The organism is Knoellia sp. LjRoot47, assembly GCF_964253435.1.
In the GTDB taxonomy this organism is placed as follows: Bacteria; Actinomycetota; Actinomycetes; order Actinomycetales; family Dermatophilaceae; genus Knoellia.
Genome location: NZ_CAXUQS020000001.1, coordinates 2681070 through 2696299, shown reverse-complemented (window position 1 = coordinate 2696299; position 15230 = coordinate 2681070). Strand labels below are relative to the sequence as shown.

Genomic DNA, 15230 nt, shown 5'->3' with positions numbered 1-15230 from the left:
TCAGCCCTGCTTCCACGGGAGGCCGGCGACCTTCCACCCGGCCACCGTCCGGTGCCCGGCCGGGTCGTGCGGACCCTCGAACCCCTCAAGGACGTTGTATGCCGGCCCGAGACCCGCCGCGGTCGCGGCCTCCGCGGCCGCGATGGACCGCACGCCGGAGCGGCACACGAAGTAGAGGGCCGTGCCCTCGCCCACACCGGCAGCGCGCAGCTCCTCCACGAAGGCGTCGTTGACACTGCCGTCGGGGTAGCGCTGCCACTCGACGAAGAGCGGTCGGCGCTGCGGGTCCAGCTGAGGGACACCGACGTAGGCCCACTCCGCGCGGGTGCGCACGTCGACGAGGACGGCGTCCTCGGAAGCGGTCACCGCGGCATACGCCTCGGTGGGGGTGACGTCACCGGCATAGGTCATGCGACCCAGCCTAGGGTCGCCGTCGCTCGTGCTCCCGGGTCGTTCAGAGACCGGACTCCGGGGTCCGGACGAGGATCCTGCGGCACTCCTCGCACCGCAGCACCTCGTCCTCGGCGGCGTCCTTGATGGTCCGGAGCTCGACCGGGTTGAGCTCGAGCTGGCAGCCACCGCAGCGCCGCTGCCGCAGGGCCGCGGCGCCGGTGCCGCTCGTCGACCGGATCTTCTCGTAGAGCGCGACGAGGTCCTCACCCACCTCGTCGACGACGGTGTCGCGGGGGGCGCCGACCTGGCTCTCCTCGGTCGCGAGCTCGGCGAGGCGCTCGTCGCGCTTCTGCTCCAGGGCAGTGAGGCGCTCGGTGAGCTCGCCGCGGCCGCGCTCGAGCTCGGCGACGTCGGACTCGATGGCCTCGGCCCGCTCCATGACCTCGAGCTCGACCTCCTCGAGCTCGGCCTGACGGCGGGCCAGCGACCCGAGCTCGTGCTGGAGGGCAGTGAGGTCCTTGGCGGTGCCGACACCGGAGTCGAGGCGTTGCTGGTCGCGCGTCGCACGGTCGCGCACCTGCTGCACGTCGCCCTCGGCCTTGGTGATCTCGCGCTTGACGTCACCGAGCTCGGTGCGCGACCGGATGAGCTGGTCGTCGAGCAGACGGGCCTTGCCCTCGAGGTCGGCGATCTCCGCGAGCTGCGGGATGGTCCTGCGGGCGTGCTCGATCTGCGACAGGCGGGTGTCGAGGGCCTGGAGGTCGAGCAGCCTCAGCTGACGGGCTGGTTCGGCTTTCACGGCATACCTCCGAGGTTCTCCGCCCCGACCGTGAAGGTCCACGGGTCGGTGCGCACTGTGCTGATGTCGATGTCCACCCTAAGCGCAGTGGTGAGCGCGTCCCGCAGGGTCTGCAGCCAGACCGCCTCGCTCGACCAGTGGCCGGCGTCGACGAGGTACGGCGGACCGCCCCGCGACTCCTCGCGGGCCTCGAGCGCCGGGTGGTGTCGCAGGTCCGCGGTGACGTAGACGTCGGCGCCGCTCGCGCGCACGGCGGCGAACTGGTCGTCGCCCGCCCCGCCGAGCACGGCGACCGTCTCGACGGCGGCGTCGGGCGGCCCCGAGACCCGCAGGCCGGCAGCCGCCGCCGGAAGGGCGGCGTGCAGCCCGGTGGCGAAGGCGCCGAGGGTGGTCGGGGACGAGAGTCGCCCGACCCGTCCCAGCGGCTGCTCCTCGACGACCGCGAGGGGCGCGGTGTCGGTCAGCCCGGCGGCGGACGCCAGGGCCTCGCACACGCCGTCCGCGGCGACGTCGGCGTTGGTGTGCGCGACGTAGAGGGCGATGTCACCGACGACGAGCCCGGTGATGCTCGCACCCTTGGCCGTGGTCGTCGCGACCGAGTGGATGCCGCGCAGGAGCAACGGGTGGTGCGTGACGACGAGGTCGGCGTGGAGGTCGCGGGCCTCCTCGATGACGGCGAGCGTCGGGTCCAGTGCGAGCAGGATCCGCTCGACCGGCTGCTCCGGGTCCCCGGTCACGAGACCGACCTGGTCCCACGACTGGGCGGTGCGGGGTGGATAGAGACGGTCGAGGACGTCGACGACGTCCCGAAGGGTGGAGGTCACGTGGGCCCGGCCGGCCTCGAACCGACGACACCCGCGGTGTAAACGCGGTGCTCTACCAACTGAGCTACAGGCCCCGGCACGACGCTCGGCGTCGTGCGGTCGCCCATTGTGTCAGGACGCCGTCAGGCGCGGGCGAGTGCGTCGTGGTAGCCGCTGAAGTCGCGGCGCTCACCGATGCCGCTCACGAGCGACCAGCGGATGATCCCCTCCGGGTCGATGAGGAAGGTGCCCCGCCGGGCGACCCCGGCCTTGTCGTCGAAGACGCCATAGGCCTTCGCGACCTCGCCGTGCGGCCAGAAGTCCGAGAGCAGCGGGAAGAAGTAGGCGTCGCGGTCGGCGTACGCGCGCAGCGAGAACATCGCGTCGCACGAGATCGTCAGCACCTGGACGTCCTCGGTGACGAAGCTGCCGAGGTTGTCGCGGATCTCGGTGAGCTCGCCGGTGCAGATCCCGGAGAAGGCCCACGGATAGAACACGAGCAGCACGTGGCGCCGGCCGAGGTGCTCGGCGAGCGAGACGTCGACGCCGTTCTGGTCGCGCAGGGTGAACAGGGGGGCCCGCTCCCCCACGGAGAGACCGGTCAGGACGTCGTTCATGCCCTGCAGTCTGCCCCAGTCGGGGTCAGCGGCGTCCCTTGGGTGCCACGAGCTTGGTGGCCCGCCAGCGCGGGGAGGCGTGGAAGGCGCCGGCGCGGTGCAGACCAGCCGTGCCTGCGGACTCGTCGATCTCGGAGGGGTCGACCGCTCCGCCGTCGCGGTCCTTGGGAGTGAGGACGACGGCGAAGCCGCCCTCCTGGAGGACGCCGACGAGGTCGACGAGGGCGTCGGTGAGGTCACCGTCACCGGCTCGCCACCAGAGCAGCGCCGCGTCGGTCTCACCGGTGTAGTCCTCGTCCTCGAGGTCGGACCCGATGACGTCCTCGACGGCGAACCTGAAGTCGTCGTCGACGTCACCGTCCCAGCCGAACTCCTGCACGATCTGCTCAGCGACGAAGCCGAGTCGGCCGACGGAGCCCGGGTCCGCGGACCCGGTGTCGGCGGACGCCGGGTCTGCGGACCCCGGGTCAGCGGCTGGTGCTGCAGGCGTGTTCACGGTCGGCTACCTCTCCTCGAACGGCGGTGGGAGCTCTAGTTGACTAGGAACGTCCTCGCTTCTGCAAGCGGTTCCGGAGATTTCCCGGGCCGGGGAGTCCTACCGAACGTGGCGTGCGTCGCGGGCCCGGGCGGTCTCGTCGTGCAGGAGCTCGGTGGCGGTGGCGGTCTCGAGGTGCTGGATCGACACCGACACCGGACCCGGGGTGGAGACGAGCGTGACGGTCGCAAGGTCGAGGCGGCGCTCGAGCGGGCCCTGCGACATCGTCAGCGACTGGACGCGCGCGTGCGGCATGACCGAGACCCGACGCCAGAGACGGCCGCTGCGCACCATGAGCGAGTGCGGCGAGACGGCGAAGCCGCTGCGGCGCCAGCTGAGCCGGTCGAGCGAGCGCGCCCGCTCCGACACGAGGGTCCACCCGCCGTCGCGCCCGTCACCGAGCGCGGCCCGACGCAGGTCGTCCGCAGAGATCGCGGGGTCGAGCAGCGCGAGCACGTCGAGGGCCTGGTCGAGCGTGCCCACCGGCAGGACGGTCGTGTCCTTGTCGCCGTCGTCACCCGTCGGGTCGTGGCCGATCCCGGCGACGTTGACGCTGACCCGCCACCACCCGAGCGGGCGCCACCACAGCGGCTGGACCATGCCGACGGCCTGGATGCGGTGCAGCGGGACGGTCGTCGTCCGCTTGTCGGTGAGACCGTGCTGGATGCGGGCGGCAGTCCCTGTGTCGGCGAGGCGGAAGTTGCCGTGCTTGAGCAGCTCGCCGACGCGGTTGACGGCGATGCCGAACGCGAGCGGGCCGATGGCCGGGAGGGCGATCGCGGCCCCCGTGAGCACCTCGATCGACGATCCGTATGCCGCGAGCGCGAGGCTCGCGCCGATCAGCGCCACCGCGCCGAGGAAGATCGTCCCGCCGTGGAGGATCGTCGCGACGAAGAGTCGTGAGTTGGGGACGCGCAGCACCTCACGACCCTCGTCGTCGCCGAGGAGCGCGCCTGCGCCGGGGCGTCCCCCGAAGGTCCCGTCGGCACCTCTGGTGGGGGCGTTCGCCGCCGCCGGGGCACCCGGCGCGTCGACGTGGCCGAGGTCCCTGAGCGGTGCCGCCTCGTCACGACGACCGGCAAGTGCGATGAGCTCGCGCCGCACCTCGTCGGCCCGACGGGCCGAGAGGAAGGCGAGCTTGAGGTGCGAGTCGCCGCCACCGGCGGACTGGACGATGACCTGCGAGAGTCCGGTGATCTGCGCGATGAGCGGGCGGCTGATCTCGATGGCCTGAACCCGCTCGAGGGGGACCTGGCGGTGCTCGCGGAAGAGCCAGCCCTTGCGCAGCTCGATCTGACCACCGGTCACCCGGAACTTCGAGAAGCGCCATGAGAGCCAGCCGAGCAGACCGACGACGAGCAGCGCGAGGAGCACGACGCCGCTGGTGGCGAGCGAGTGGTCGAAGAGGAACCCGAGCCCGTCGCGGAGACCCCCGGCCGACGGGTCGTCGTCGGCGTCCCCGCCACCGCCGATGCTGCGGAAGATGTCGTCGACGAACTGCGACCCGGCATACCCGATGACCGCGATGCCGCCGACCCCGCCACGAACGAGCGGGGACAACGGGTGGAGGTGCTGCCACTCGCCCAGCCCGAGGTCGTTCTCGCCACGTCCCCCGACGCCGGATGTGGGCACGTCCGGCTCGGTCACAGGCCGGCTCGCTGGGCCTCGCCGCGGGCCGCGAGTCGTCCGCGCAGCGCCTCGGCCTCGTCCAGCGGCAGCCCGGGCAGCGTGCCCCCGCTCTCGGGTGAGGCCGTGTGGAACTCGCACGACGCGATGCCGCGCGAGCGCATGAGCGGACCGGACTGGACGTCGATGTACTGGAGCCGGCCGTAGGGGATGCTCACGAGCGAGCGGAAGAGACGGCCCTTGCGGATGACGATCTCGTCGGGGAGCTCGATCCACGAGATCGCCGAGACCTGCCGGCCGATGAGCCACACTCCCCAGGCGAGCACCGCGAGGACGACGACCGCCCCGATCCAGAACCAGGACGACACGAGGACCGCCGGCACGGCGAACGCCGCGACGAACGGCACGAGCCAGACGAACAGCGTGACGAGGCGGACGGTCCGCAGTGCGGGGCTCACGGGGCGCCACGGCAGCTCGTCGCCACGCAGGGTGACGGCACCGGGGTCGAGCTCGGTTGTCATGGTCACAGCCTGCCAGCCGACCCGAGTGTGACGGCTGCCACTCCCCAGTGACAGGATGGTCGCGACCAGTTCTTGGTCTCATCCGCACGAAGAAGGGACACGTCGTGACGTTTCGCGAGGAAGCCGGACCGATCCTCAATGGCCTCCCGAGCAGCCTCACCGACATCGACCCCGAGGAGACCTCGGAGTGGTTGGACTCGCTCGACCAGGTGATCGACGAGGGTGGGCGCCAGCGCGCGCGCTACCTCATGCTGAGGTTGCTGGAGCGGGCTCGTGAGAACCAGATCGGCGTCCCGTCGCTCACGGCGACCGACTACGTCAACTCGATCGACCAGGAGCAGGAGCCCTGGTTCCCGGGTGACGAGGAGGTCGAGCGCCAGTACCGCCGCTGGATCCGCTGGAACGCCGCCGTCATGGTGCACCGCGCCCAGCGCCCCGGGGTCGGCGTCGGTGGCCACATCTCCACCTACGCCTCGGCCGCCACCCTCTACGAGGTCGGCTTCAACCACTTCTGGCGCGGGCAGGACCACCCCGGTGGTGGCGACCAGATCTTCTTCCAGGGCCACGCCTCCCCCGGCATGTACGCCCGCAGCTTCCTCGAGGGCCACCTCGGTGAGGCCGACCTCGACGGGTTCCGCCAGGAGAAGAGCCACCTCGTCGACGGCAAGATCCGGGCCCTGTCGTCCTACCCGCACCCGCGGATGATGCCGGACTACTGGCAGTTCCCGACGGTGTCGATGGGCATCGGCCCGATGAACGCGATCTACCAGGCGCAGTTCAACAAGTACCTCTCCAACCGCGGCATCAAGGACACGAGCGACCAGCGCGTGTGGGCCTTCCTCGGCGACGGCGAGATGGACGAGCCGGAGTCGCGCGGCCTGCTCCAGCTGGCGGCCACCGAGGAGCTCGACAACCTCACGTTCGTCGTCAACTGCAACCTCCAGCGGCTCGACGGCCCGGTGCGCGGCAACGGCAAGATCATCCAGGAGCTCGAGGCGTTCTTCCGCGGTGCCGGCTGGAACGTCGTCAAGGTCATCTGGGGCCGCGGGTGGGACCCGCTGCTCGCCGCCGACCGGGACCACGCGCTGCGCCACATCATGAACACGACGACCGACGGTGACTACCAGACGTTCCGCGCCAACGACGGCGCCTACGTCCGCGAGCACTTCTTCGGCCGTGACCCTCGCACCCGCAAGATGGTCGAGGGGCTCACCGACGACCAGATCTGGCACGACCTGCAGCGCGGTGGCCACGACTACCGCAAGGTCTTCGCCGGCTACCAGGCGGCGGTCAACCACACCGGCCAGCCGACGGTCATCCTCGCGCACACCATCAAGGGCTACTCACTGGGCAAGGGCTTCGCCGGGCGCAACGCGACGCACCAGATGAAGAAGATGACGGTCGACGACCTCAAGGGCTACCGCGACGTCCTGCGCCTGCCGATCACGGACGCGCAGATCGAGGAGAACCCCTACCAGCCGCCGTACTTCCACCCCGGCGAGAACGACCCGACGCTGCAGTACATGCTCGAGCGCCGGCGTGAGCTCGGTGGGCCCATCCCCCAGCGCCGCAGCAAGTACACCCAGGTGACGCTGCCGGGCGACGACGCCTACAAGCAGGTCAAGAAGGGCTCCGGCAAGCAGACGATCGCCACGACGATGGCCTTCGTCCGCCTGCTCAAGGACCTCATGCGCGACAAGGAGTTCGGCAAGCGGATCGTGCCGATCATCCCCGACGAGGCCCGCACCTTCGGCATGGACAGCTTCTTCCCGACGCTCAAGATCTACAACCCGCACGGGCAGAACTACACCCCGGTCGACCACGACCTCATGCTCAGCTACCGCGAGTCCGAGCAGGGCCAGATCCTCCACCTCGGCATCAACGAGGCGGGCTCGGTCGCGGCCTTCACCGCGGCGGCGACGAGCTACTCGACGCACGGCGAGCCGATGATCCCGATCTACATCTTCTACTCGATGTTCGGGTTCCAGCGCACCGGCGACTCGATCTGGGCCGCTGCCGACCAGATGGCGCGAGGCTTCCTCATCGGCGCCACCGCCGGGCGCACCACGCTCACCGGCGAGGGCACCCAGCACGCCGACGGCCACTCGCCGCTGCTCGCGTCGACCAACCCGGCCGTCGTGTCCTACGACCCGGCGTTCGGCTACGAGATCGGGCACATCATGCGCGACGGTCTCCAGCGCATGTACGGCGACTCGCCCGAGGACCTCATCTACTACCTCACGGTCTACAACGAGCCCAACGTCCAGCCGGCCGAGCCCGAGGACGTCGACACCGAGGGCATCCTGCGCGGCATGCACCTCATCGAGAAGGCCGACACCTCCGGGTGGACGCACTCCCCCGCCCGGGCGCAACTCCTCGCGTCGGGCGTCGGCGTGCCGTGGGCCCTCGAGGCCCAGCGCCTGCTCGCCGACCACTGGGGCGTCGCCGCCGACGTCTGGTCGGTGACGTCGTGGGGCGAGCTGCGCCGCGACGGTCTCTCCTGCGACGAGGAGGCCTTCCTCCACCCGGAGAACGACCAGCGCGTCCCCTACGTCACGCAGAAGCTCAAGGACGTCGAGGGCCCGGTGCTCGCGACCTCCGACTACATGCGGGCGGTCCCGGACCAGATCGCGCAGTGGGTGCCTGGCGAGTTCCACTCGCTCGGCACCGACGGCTTCGGCTTCGCCGACACCCGTCCCGCGGCCCGCCGCTTCTTCCACGTCGACGGCCCGTCGCTCGCGGTCCGCACCCTCCAGGTGCTCGCCGCCCGCGGCGAGGTCCCGGCCGACGTGCCGGGCAAGGCCGCCGAGAAGTACGACCTGCTCGACGTCCGCGCCGGCACCAGCGGCAACGAGGGCGGCGACAGCTGACCCGAGCCTCACCGGACTCCCTGCGCCCGTCACCCCACCCGGGGTGGCGGGCGCAGTCCCGTTCATGGCGCCGTCGCGTCCGTGGCGCAGTCGCGTCCGTGGCGCTCCGCGCCCTCTGCCGTATGCCGTCCCGCCCGGCTCCGTATGCCGTCCCGCCCCCGGCTCCGTGTGCCGTCCCGCCTGTCGTTGGCCGGCGTCCCGTGGAACCGGGTCGGCCGCAGCGACGTCCAAGCGGCATGACGATGGACCTGCCTCTCCGGCGTGCGGCGACCGGGACCGTGCTCGCGCTGGCGCTGGCCCTCCTGGGCGGCTGCGGCACGGCCGAGGGTCCCGGCGCGACACCCGTGAGCAGCCCCGCACCCAGCGTCAGCTCCTCGGCTGCAGGGGGCGCCGCACCCGGCACGACCACGGCCCCCACGCCTCCGCCTGCCTCCGGCTCCGTTTCCACCCGACCCGGATCCACCCTCGGCACTCCCCTGCTCGACAGCCCCGCGCCGAACGGTGGTCCGGGCGCGGCCTGCTCGGGCTGGGCGATCTCCGTCGCGCCCGACGCCACGGGGGCCGGCACCCCGACGGGCGCTGTCGCTCGCTACCTCCACGAGAACCGCGACTGGTCCACGACCCCTGCCGAGCAGTGGACACTCGCGACGCCCACACCGTCCGGCGACTCCGTCACCGCTCGCGCCGGAGCCACCACCCTCGAGATCGCTCACCTCGCGGACGGCACCTGGCTCGCCGTCTCGGGCCGGCGCTGCTGACCCGTTCCTCCGGACGGGGTGTCAGAGCCAGCCGCGGTCGCGGGCGTGGTTCGCCGCCTCAGCCCGGGTGGACGTGTGCGTCTTGGCCATCGCCGACGACAGGTGGTTGCGCACCGTCCCCTCCGACAGGTGCACCGTCCTCGCGACCACGGCGATGGGTGCACCGCTCAGCGCCGCCCGGAGCACGTCCTGCTCCCTGGCGGTGAGCGGGTTCGCTCCTTCGATGAGCGACTCCGCCGCGAGCGCGCCGTCGACGACACGCTCCCCGGCGTGGACACGCCGCACCGCGTCGGCCAGCTCGGAGGCCGGGGTGTCCTTGACGACGAACCCGGCCGCCCCCGCCTCCAGCGCACGGCGGACGAATCCGGGCCGGCCGAACGTCGTGACGACGAGGGCGCGCGTCGGCAGCCCGGCCGCCGTGATCGCCCGGCAGACCTCGATGCCGTCGAGTCCGGGCATCTCGACGTCGACGAGCGCGACGTCGACCTCGTGCTCGACGAGCAGCGGCAGCACCTCGTCACCCCGGCCCGCCTCGGCCACGACCTCGACGTCCGGCTCGAGGCCGAGCAGCGTGACGATGGCACCGCGCACGAGTGCCTGGTCGTCCGCGACGAGCACCCGGATCACAGGGTCACGACCAGACGAGTCCCGGGCGATGCGTCGAGGACCCGCAGCACGCCCCCGGCGGCGTCCACCCGCTCCCGGACGCCACGCAGCCCGTTGCCCTCGCGAAGCCCCGAGGGTCCGCGCCCGTCGTCCTCGACGGTGAGGGACGACGGCCCGAGGACCACTCGGCACACGGTCGCGTCGCTGTGCCGCACGACGTTGGTGACGGCCTCCCGGAGCACCCAGGCAAGGACGACGCGATGGCGCGGGTCGACGACAGTGAGGTCGGTCGGCATGTCCGCCGCGATGCCGGCGGACACGAGCACGCGGGCGGCAGAGGCGATCTCGTCGTCGAGTCGCGCGGAGCGGATCCCGCCGACGGCCGCACGCACCTCGGCGAGTGCCTGTCGGCTGAGGACGCCGACCTCGGCGATCTCACGGCGCGCACGCTCGGGGTCGGTGGCGACCAACCTCTCGGCGACGTCGGCCTTGAGGCTCATCGCCGTGAGGGTGTGACCGATGACGTCGTGGACGTCGCGGGCGACGCGGTCCCGCTCGGCCGTCACGGTGAGCTCGGCGGCGAGCTCGTCGTGCAGCATGCTCCGGCGCTCGATGGTCCGCACGACCGCGGTGACGACGGCGACGAGCAGGACGATGCCGGGGAGGTACCACGAGTCGGCGAGCTCGCTCGAGACTGCGGTGAGCCACACGGTGACGAGGAGCACGACGGCCGTGACACCGACCGCCGCCCACATCGGCAGGACGAACATCGCGAGCGCGACGAGGTAGGGACCGCCACCGACCGAGGCCGGCCCGACGAGGACGTGGATGGCGCCGCAGAGCAGGACGAGCACGGCGAGGTGGGCGACCCCGCTGCGCACGACGTCGGCGTCGCTGCCCGCCCCGGCCATGGCGCGGAAGCCCCGGATGTAGACGACGGCGAACGCGACGAAGAGGAGCACGGCGGCCACGACCCGCGGCCGGCTCTCACCGCTGTCGACGACACCGGCGATGGGGAAGGCGAGGAAGACGAGCCACACGCCACCCATGACCCACCCCCAGCGCTGCCAGGGGTGGGTCCCCATGGACCGGTCGGGGACCGCTGCCGGGGAGGGTGTGCTCACTGCCGACCGCGGCTGCGACGCACCAGCCAGGTCGCGAGCACCGCGAAGATCGTCGTCCACACGGCCACGTTAGCCACCGACATCCACAGCGCCTCGTGGACCAGCGCACCACCGGCGTCGATGACGTCGCCCTCGGTGAGCGGGTAGCGCGCCAAGGAGACGTAACCGTAGAGCGGCGTGAACCGCGCGAGGTCGAGGAGGAACCCGCTGAGCGGGAAGAAGATGTTGCCGAGGAAGCCGAGCACGACGAGCGAGCCCGACGCCGCGGTGACGGCCGACTCGGACCGGAAGGCCAGCCCGAAGATCAGCCCGTAGAGCGCGAACATCACCGCGCCCACGACGAGGATCGCCGCACTCCCGAGCCAGGCCGTCACCGTGCCCTCGGCGCCCGTGAGGAGCCCGAGGACGTAGACGACGAGGATCGGCAGCGTCGCGACGACCAGCGCGACCACGGCCTTGGTCGCGACGTAGGTCCCGTCACCCAGCGGGGTGAGCCCGAGCTGCCGGCCCCACCCCTGCATCCGCTCGACCGCGGCCATGCCGCCGATGCCGACGGTGGCCGTGACGGCGCCGTAGGCGGCCATCGAGATCATGACGTAGAGCGCGACGTTGCCGTTGCCCGCACTCTGCTGCGAGTAGCCGGCGCTCGCCCCGAACAGGACGTACATGAACGCCGGGAGCCCCACGACGAAGAACATCGTCACGAGGTCGCGCAGGACGCGCCGGAGCTCCAGACGCACGTATGCCGTCCGCTCCCCTCGCGCCCTCGGCTCGCCACGCGTGGACGCCGGCTGCCGCGCGGTCGCGTCGGCGTCCTCGGTCAGCCGGTCGGGTGAGGTGCTCGTCGTGGTCATGCTGCAGCTCCTTCGGAGGCGGTGGTGGTGAGGGCGATGAAGGCCGACTCGAGCGAGCCCGTGGTGACCTCGAGGTCACGTGCGGCCAGGGAGGTGAGGAGGAGGCGGGCCACGCCGTCGGAGTCGGTGGTCGTCACCGTGAGGCGGTCGTGGTCGACCCGCACCTCGTGGACGGCGGCGAGGCCGCGCAGCTCGGTCGCGGCCGCGTCGACGAGGTCGACGTCGAGCCGGGCCGCCACGGTGCGTCCCAGGGCCTGCCCGCGGATGACGTCGGTCGGTCCGTCGGCGACGACTCGCCCCTCGGCGACGAGGACGATCCGGCCGGCGAAGCTGTCGGCCTCCTCGAGGTAGTGCGTCGCGAAGAGGACGGTGCGGCCGGCGTCGGCCTCAGCGTGCATCGCGTCCCAGAAGGCACGCCGCGCCGAGACGTCCATCCCGGCGGTGGGCTCGTCGAGGACGAGCACCTCGGGGTCGGGCAGGAGGGCGAGCGCGAACCGGAGCCGCTGCTGCTCGCCGCCGGAGCACTTCGAGACCTTGCGCGACGAGAGCGCGGTGAGGTTCGCCCGACGCAGGACGTCCGCGACGGGTGCGTGGACGGCATACGTGCTCGCGATGAGCTCGACCGTCTCGAGGACGGTGAGGTCGCGCAGCAACCCGCCCGTCTGCAGGACCGCCGAGACGCGGCCTGCACGGACCGCCTCGCGCGGTGACTGCCCGAGGACGCGGACCTCACCCGTGGTCGGCGTGGTCAGCCCGAGGACGACGTCGAGCGTGGTCGTCTTGCCCGCGCCGTTCGGGCCGAGGAACGCCACGACCTCACCGCGGGTGACGGTGAGGTCGAGGCCGCGCACCGCATGGACGGTCCCGGCGCGGCTCGGGAAGGACTTCGTGAGTGCCGTGATCTCGACGGCGGGTGTGTCGTTCGTGGTCATGCCTCAAGGCTCGGTCGCGGACCGCCTGCCACGACAGTGCCGGGAGGCACGACCTCGCCGTGACATCTGTCAGGGGCGGGCGAGGAACTCCGCGCGTGCGGCGACGCAGATGTCGGGCTGGTCGCAGAACACGCCGTCGACACCGGCCTCGAAGAAGCGGGTCACCTCGTCACCCATGCGGCCGTGCGTCGCCGGGTTCGTGCCGATGCGGTAGTCGACCGGGAGGAAGGAGTTCTCGGCGCGGAACGTCCACGGCGTGACGTCGAGCTTGACCCGGTGGGCGTCGGCGACCAGCGTGGTCGGCGTGCCGAGGGTGCCGTCGGCGCGACGCGGGATGACGCGGCTCTTGTCGACGCCGAGCCCGTCGATGTCCTTGCTCAGGGCCCTGAGGCTCGTCGGCGTGAGCAGGTCGGTGTAGGTGCGGGGGTCGCCCTGGGCCTCGAGGTCGTAGGGGCGGCCGCTCGCGCTCACGAGGAAGACGAGGTTGGCCTTGTAGCCGAGCTCGTCGTCGAGCCGGATGAGCGGCGTGAGCTCGAAGCTCTGCACCCAGAGTGCGGCATTCGCCCGGTTGAGCCGGTGCGCGGTGAGCGCCTCCATGAGCGCGACCTCGGGGTCGAGGCCGGCGTCGTGGAGGAAGGTCGAGTGCTTGATCTCGGGGATGACGCCGACGGTGCGACCGGTCTGGACGCTGAGCTCCTCGCGCAGGGTGAGGACCTCCTCGAGGGTCGGGACCTCGAACTGCCCGTCGAAGCTCGCGCTCTCGGGACGCAGCGCCGGGATCCGCTCCTTGGCGCGCAGGGTCTTGAGCTCGGCGAGGGTGAAGTCCTCCACCCACCAGCCCGTCGTGGCCTTGCCGTCGAGCGTCTTGGTGACCTTGCGGTCGGCGAACTCCGGGTGGCTGGCGACGTCGGTCGTGCCGCCGATCTCGGGCTCGTGCCGGTCGACGAGTACCCCGTCCTTGGTCATGACGAGGTCAGGCTCGATGTAGTCGGCACCCTGCTGCACGGCGAGCCGGTAGGCCGCGAGCGTGTGCTCGGGCCGGTAGCCGGACGCGCCGCGGTGGGCGTGCACCAGGGGCTCGGTGAACTTCGCGCGCCCCTGGGACGTCGGTGGCGCATCGGCACCCGCGGGTGCCGTGGCAGCCACGGTCGACAGGGCCACACCGGCCGCGAGCAGGACGGAGAGAAGAGGTCGCCTCATGCCGTCAAACGTAGGGCGGTCGGCGACGTCTCGCCTGTCGAGGAGGTGGACGGAAGGTGACCGGCGCACGGCGGGTTGTGCCCGGCATACGAGCGCATTTGTGGTTATGCGCTCGACTGTATAGTCTTGCAACGTGTCCAAGGTACTCACTTCCCTGCCCGTCGGCGAGCGCGTCGGCATCGCCTTCTCCGGGGGTCTCGACACCTCCGTCGCCGTCGCCTGGATGCGAGAGCGAGGGGCGGTGCCCTGCACCTACACCGCGGACCTCGGGCAGTACGACGAGCCGGAGATCGACACGGTGCCCGACCGCGCCGGCCAGTACGGCGCCGAGATCGCGCGCCTCGTCGACTGCCGCAGCGCCCTCGTCGAGGAAGGGCTGTCCGCCCTCGCGTGCGGGGCCTTCCACATCCGCTCCGGCGGCAAGACGTACTTCAACACCACGCCCCTCGGCCGCGCCGTCACCGGCACGCTCCTCGTGCGGGCCATGCAGGCCGACGACGTGTCGATCTGGGGCGACGGCTCCACCTTCAAGGGCAACGACATCGAGCGGTTCTACCGCTACGGGCTGCTCGCGAACCCGGGACTGCGCATCTACAAGCCGTGGCTCGACCCGGCGTTCGTCGGCGAGCTCGGCGGTCGGCACGAGATGAGCGAGTGGCTCACCGAGCGCGACCTGCCCTACCGGTCGAGCGCCGAGAAGGCGTACTCGACCGACGCCAACATCTGGGGAGCGACCCACGAGGCCAAGACGCTCGAGCACCTCGACGAGTCGATGGAGATCGTCGAGCCGATCATGGGCGTCAAGCACTGGGACCAGTCGGTCGTCATCGAGCAGGAGGACGTCACCGTCCGGTTCGTCCAGGGACGCCCGGTCGCGATCAACGGCGAGGAGCTCTCCCCCGTCGCCCTCGTCGACCTCGCCAACACCATCGGCGGGCGGCACGGCCTGGGCATGTCCGACCAGATCGAGAACCGGATCATCGAGGCGAAGTCGCGCGGCATCTACGAGGCGCCGGGCATGGCCCTGCTGCACATCGCCTACGAGCGGCTCATCAACGCCGTCCACAACGAGGACACCGTCGCGAACTACCACAACGAGGGTCGCCGGCTCGGGCGGCTGCTCTACGAAGGCCGCTGGCTCGACCCGCAGTCGCTCATGCTCCGCGAGGCCGTCCAGCGCTGGATCGCCTCCGTCGTGACCGGCGAGGTCACCCTGCGGCTGCGGCGTGGCGACGACTACTCGATCGTCGACACCCGCGGCGAGAACTTCAGCTACCACCCCGACAAGCTGTCGATGGAGCGCGTCGAGAACGCCGCGTTCGGACCGCTCGACCGGATCGGCCAGCTGACGATGCGCAACCTCGACATCGCCGACAGCCGCGCCAAGCTCGAGCTCTACGCCGAGCAGCCCGTCGACCAGGGCCAGCTCCTCGTCGAGAACGGCACCCTCTTCGGCGAGCTGCCGGCGGGCGGCTACGACCGGATCACCGACAACCCGGCCTCCGAGGGACCCGACGGTGACGCGCTCGACCGCGCCGCCATGGAGTTCGGTACCGACTGACGCCGCTCCGTTCCGACCGATTGCCCTTCCG

At 71.5% G+C, this 15230-nt stretch carries 15 protein-coding genes and 1 tRNA gene; 3 read left to right on the top strand and 13 right to left on the bottom strand.

Translation table 11 applies throughout. The annotated features are described in order from the left end of the window. The 8 genes from ACSQ11_RS13025 to ACSQ11_RS12990 form a co-directional block, all read right to left on the bottom strand. Entirely contained in the window at positions 1–411 is a 411-nt protein-coding gene (locus ACSQ11_RS13025) for a rhodanese-like domain-containing protein (protein ID WP_436006044.1), read from the bottom strand. A gap of 43 nt (positions 412–454) precedes the next feature. Then, positions 455–1192, bottom strand: coding sequence for a zinc ribbon domain-containing protein (locus ACSQ11_RS13020; RefSeq protein WP_436006042.1), 738 nt, complete (start codon positions 1190–1192; stop codon positions 455–457). After that, positions 1189–2016 carry a Nif3-like dinuclear metal center hexameric protein gene (locus ACSQ11_RS13015; protein WP_436006040.1) on the bottom strand — a complete coding sequence of 276 codons (828 nt, stop codon included), beginning with the start codon at positions 2014–2016 and terminating at the stop codon, positions 1189–1191. The genes ACSQ11_RS13020 and ACSQ11_RS13015 overlap by 4 nt, the downstream gene beginning before the upstream one ends. Before the next feature lies 1 nt (position 2017). After that, positions 2018–2090, bottom strand: a tRNA-Val gene (locus ACSQ11_RS13010). A gap of 48 nt (positions 2091–2138) precedes the next feature. Further along, entirely contained in the window at positions 2139–2612 is a 474-nt protein-coding gene (locus tag ACSQ11_RS13005; protein WP_436006038.1) for a peroxiredoxin, read from the bottom strand. Positions 2613–2637: 25 nt separating this feature from the next. After that, positions 2638–3108, bottom strand: coding sequence for a DUF3052 domain-containing protein (locus ACSQ11_RS13000; protein ID WP_436006036.1), 471 nt, complete (start codon positions 3106–3108; stop codon positions 2638–2640). Between the two features lie 99 nt (positions 3109–3207). Next, positions 3208–4779 carry a PH domain-containing protein gene (locus tag ACSQ11_RS12995; RefSeq protein ID WP_436006034.1) on the bottom strand — a complete coding sequence of 524 codons (1572 nt, stop codon included), beginning with the start codon at positions 4777–4779 and terminating at the stop codon, positions 3208–3210. An 11-nt stretch (positions 4780–4790) separates the two neighbouring features. After that, positions 4791–5294 (bottom strand): PH domain-containing protein, encoded by a 504-nt coding sequence (locus ACSQ11_RS12990; RefSeq protein ID WP_436006032.1) that lies wholly within the window; start codon positions 5292–5294, stop codon positions 4791–4793. A 104-nt stretch (positions 5295–5398) separates the two neighbouring features. Between ACSQ11_RS12990 and aceE the strand changes: the two genes are divergently transcribed. Continuing rightward, complete coding sequence (gene aceE / locus ACSQ11_RS12985) at positions 5399–8164, top strand: pyruvate dehydrogenase (acetyl-transferring), homodimeric type (protein WP_436006030.1); 2766 nt, start codon at positions 5399–5401, stop codon at positions 8162–8164. 242 nt (positions 8165–8406) lie between these two features. Then, positions 8407–8922, top strand: coding sequence for a hypothetical protein (locus tag ACSQ11_RS12980; protein WP_436006028.1), 516 nt, complete (start codon positions 8407–8409; stop codon positions 8920–8922). A 21-nt stretch (positions 8923–8943) separates the two neighbouring features. Here ACSQ11_RS12980 and ACSQ11_RS12975 read toward each other — a convergent pair whose 3' ends face one another. The 5 genes from ACSQ11_RS12975 to ACSQ11_RS12955 all read right to left on the bottom strand — a co-directional run bounded on the left by ACSQ11_RS12975 (position 8944) and on the right by ACSQ11_RS12955 (position 13638). Next, positions 8944–9549 (bottom strand): response regulator transcription factor, encoded by a 606-nt coding sequence (locus ACSQ11_RS12975; protein ID WP_436006026.1) that lies wholly within the window; start codon positions 9547–9549, stop codon positions 8944–8946. Continuing rightward, complete coding sequence (locus ACSQ11_RS12970) at positions 9546–10613, bottom strand: sensor histidine kinase (protein WP_436006024.1); 1068 nt, start codon at positions 10611–10613, stop codon at positions 9546–9548. Before ACSQ11_RS12970 ends, ACSQ11_RS12975 begins: the two co-directional genes overlap by 4 nt. Positions 10614–10648: 35 nt before the next feature. Further along, the gene (locus ACSQ11_RS12965; protein WP_436006022.1) at positions 10649–11506 is read right to left on the bottom strand and encodes an ABC transporter permease; all 858 of its coding nucleotides are present in this window, start codon (positions 11504–11506) and stop codon (positions 10649–10651) included. After that, positions 11503–12438, bottom strand: coding sequence for an ABC transporter ATP-binding protein (locus ACSQ11_RS12960; protein WP_436006020.1), 936 nt, complete (start codon positions 12436–12438; stop codon positions 11503–11505). The genes ACSQ11_RS12965 and ACSQ11_RS12960 overlap by 4 nt, the downstream gene beginning before the upstream one ends. Before the next feature lie 69 nt (positions 12439–12507). Beyond that, entirely contained in the window at positions 12508–13638 is a 1131-nt protein-coding gene (locus ACSQ11_RS12955) for a glycerophosphodiester phosphodiesterase family protein (protein ID WP_436006018.1), read from the bottom strand. Positions 13639–13771: 133 nt separating this feature from the next. On the opposite strand from ACSQ11_RS12955, the gene argG reads away from it, so the two are divergent. Then, positions 13772–15199, top strand: a complete 1428-nt coding sequence (gene argG / locus ACSQ11_RS12950) for an argininosuccinate synthase (RefSeq protein ID WP_436006016.1) — start codon at positions 13772–13774, stop codon at positions 15197–15199. Positions 15200–15230: the final 31 nt, after the last annotated feature.

Excerpts from the sequence above, each read along its gene's own strand:
- ACSQ11_RS12990 (WP_436006032.1), bottom strand. The coding sequence starts at position 5,294 with ATGACAACCGAGCTCGACCCCGGTGCCGTCACCCTGCGTGGCGACGAG.
- ACSQ11_RS13025 (WP_436006044.1), bottom strand. The coding sequence starts at position 411 with ATGACCTATGCCGGTGACGTCACCCCCACCGAGGCGTATGCCGCGGTG.
- ACSQ11_RS13005 (WP_436006038.1), bottom strand. The coding sequence starts at position 2,612 with ATGAACGACGTCCTGACCGGTCTCTCCGTGGGGGAGCGGGCCCCCCTG.
- ACSQ11_RS12965 (WP_436006022.1), bottom strand. The coding sequence starts at position 11,506 with ATGACCACGACGAGCACCTCACCCGACCGGCTGACCGAGGACGCCGAC.
- ACSQ11_RS12970 (WP_436006024.1), bottom strand. The coding sequence starts at position 10,613 with ATGGGGACCCACCCCTGGCAGCGCTGGGGGTGGGTCATGGGTGGCGTG.
- ACSQ11_RS12980 (WP_436006028.1), top strand. The coding sequence starts at position 8,407 with ATGGACCTGCCTCTCCGGCGTGCGGCGACCGGGACCGTGCTCGCGCTG.
- ACSQ11_RS12960 (WP_436006020.1), bottom strand. The coding sequence starts at position 12,438 with ATGACCACGAACGACACACCCGCCGTCGAGATCACGGCACTCACGAAG.
- ACSQ11_RS12955 (WP_436006018.1), bottom strand. The coding sequence starts at position 13,638 with ATGAGGCGACCTCTTCTCTCCGTCCTGCTCGCGGCCGGTGTGGCCCTG.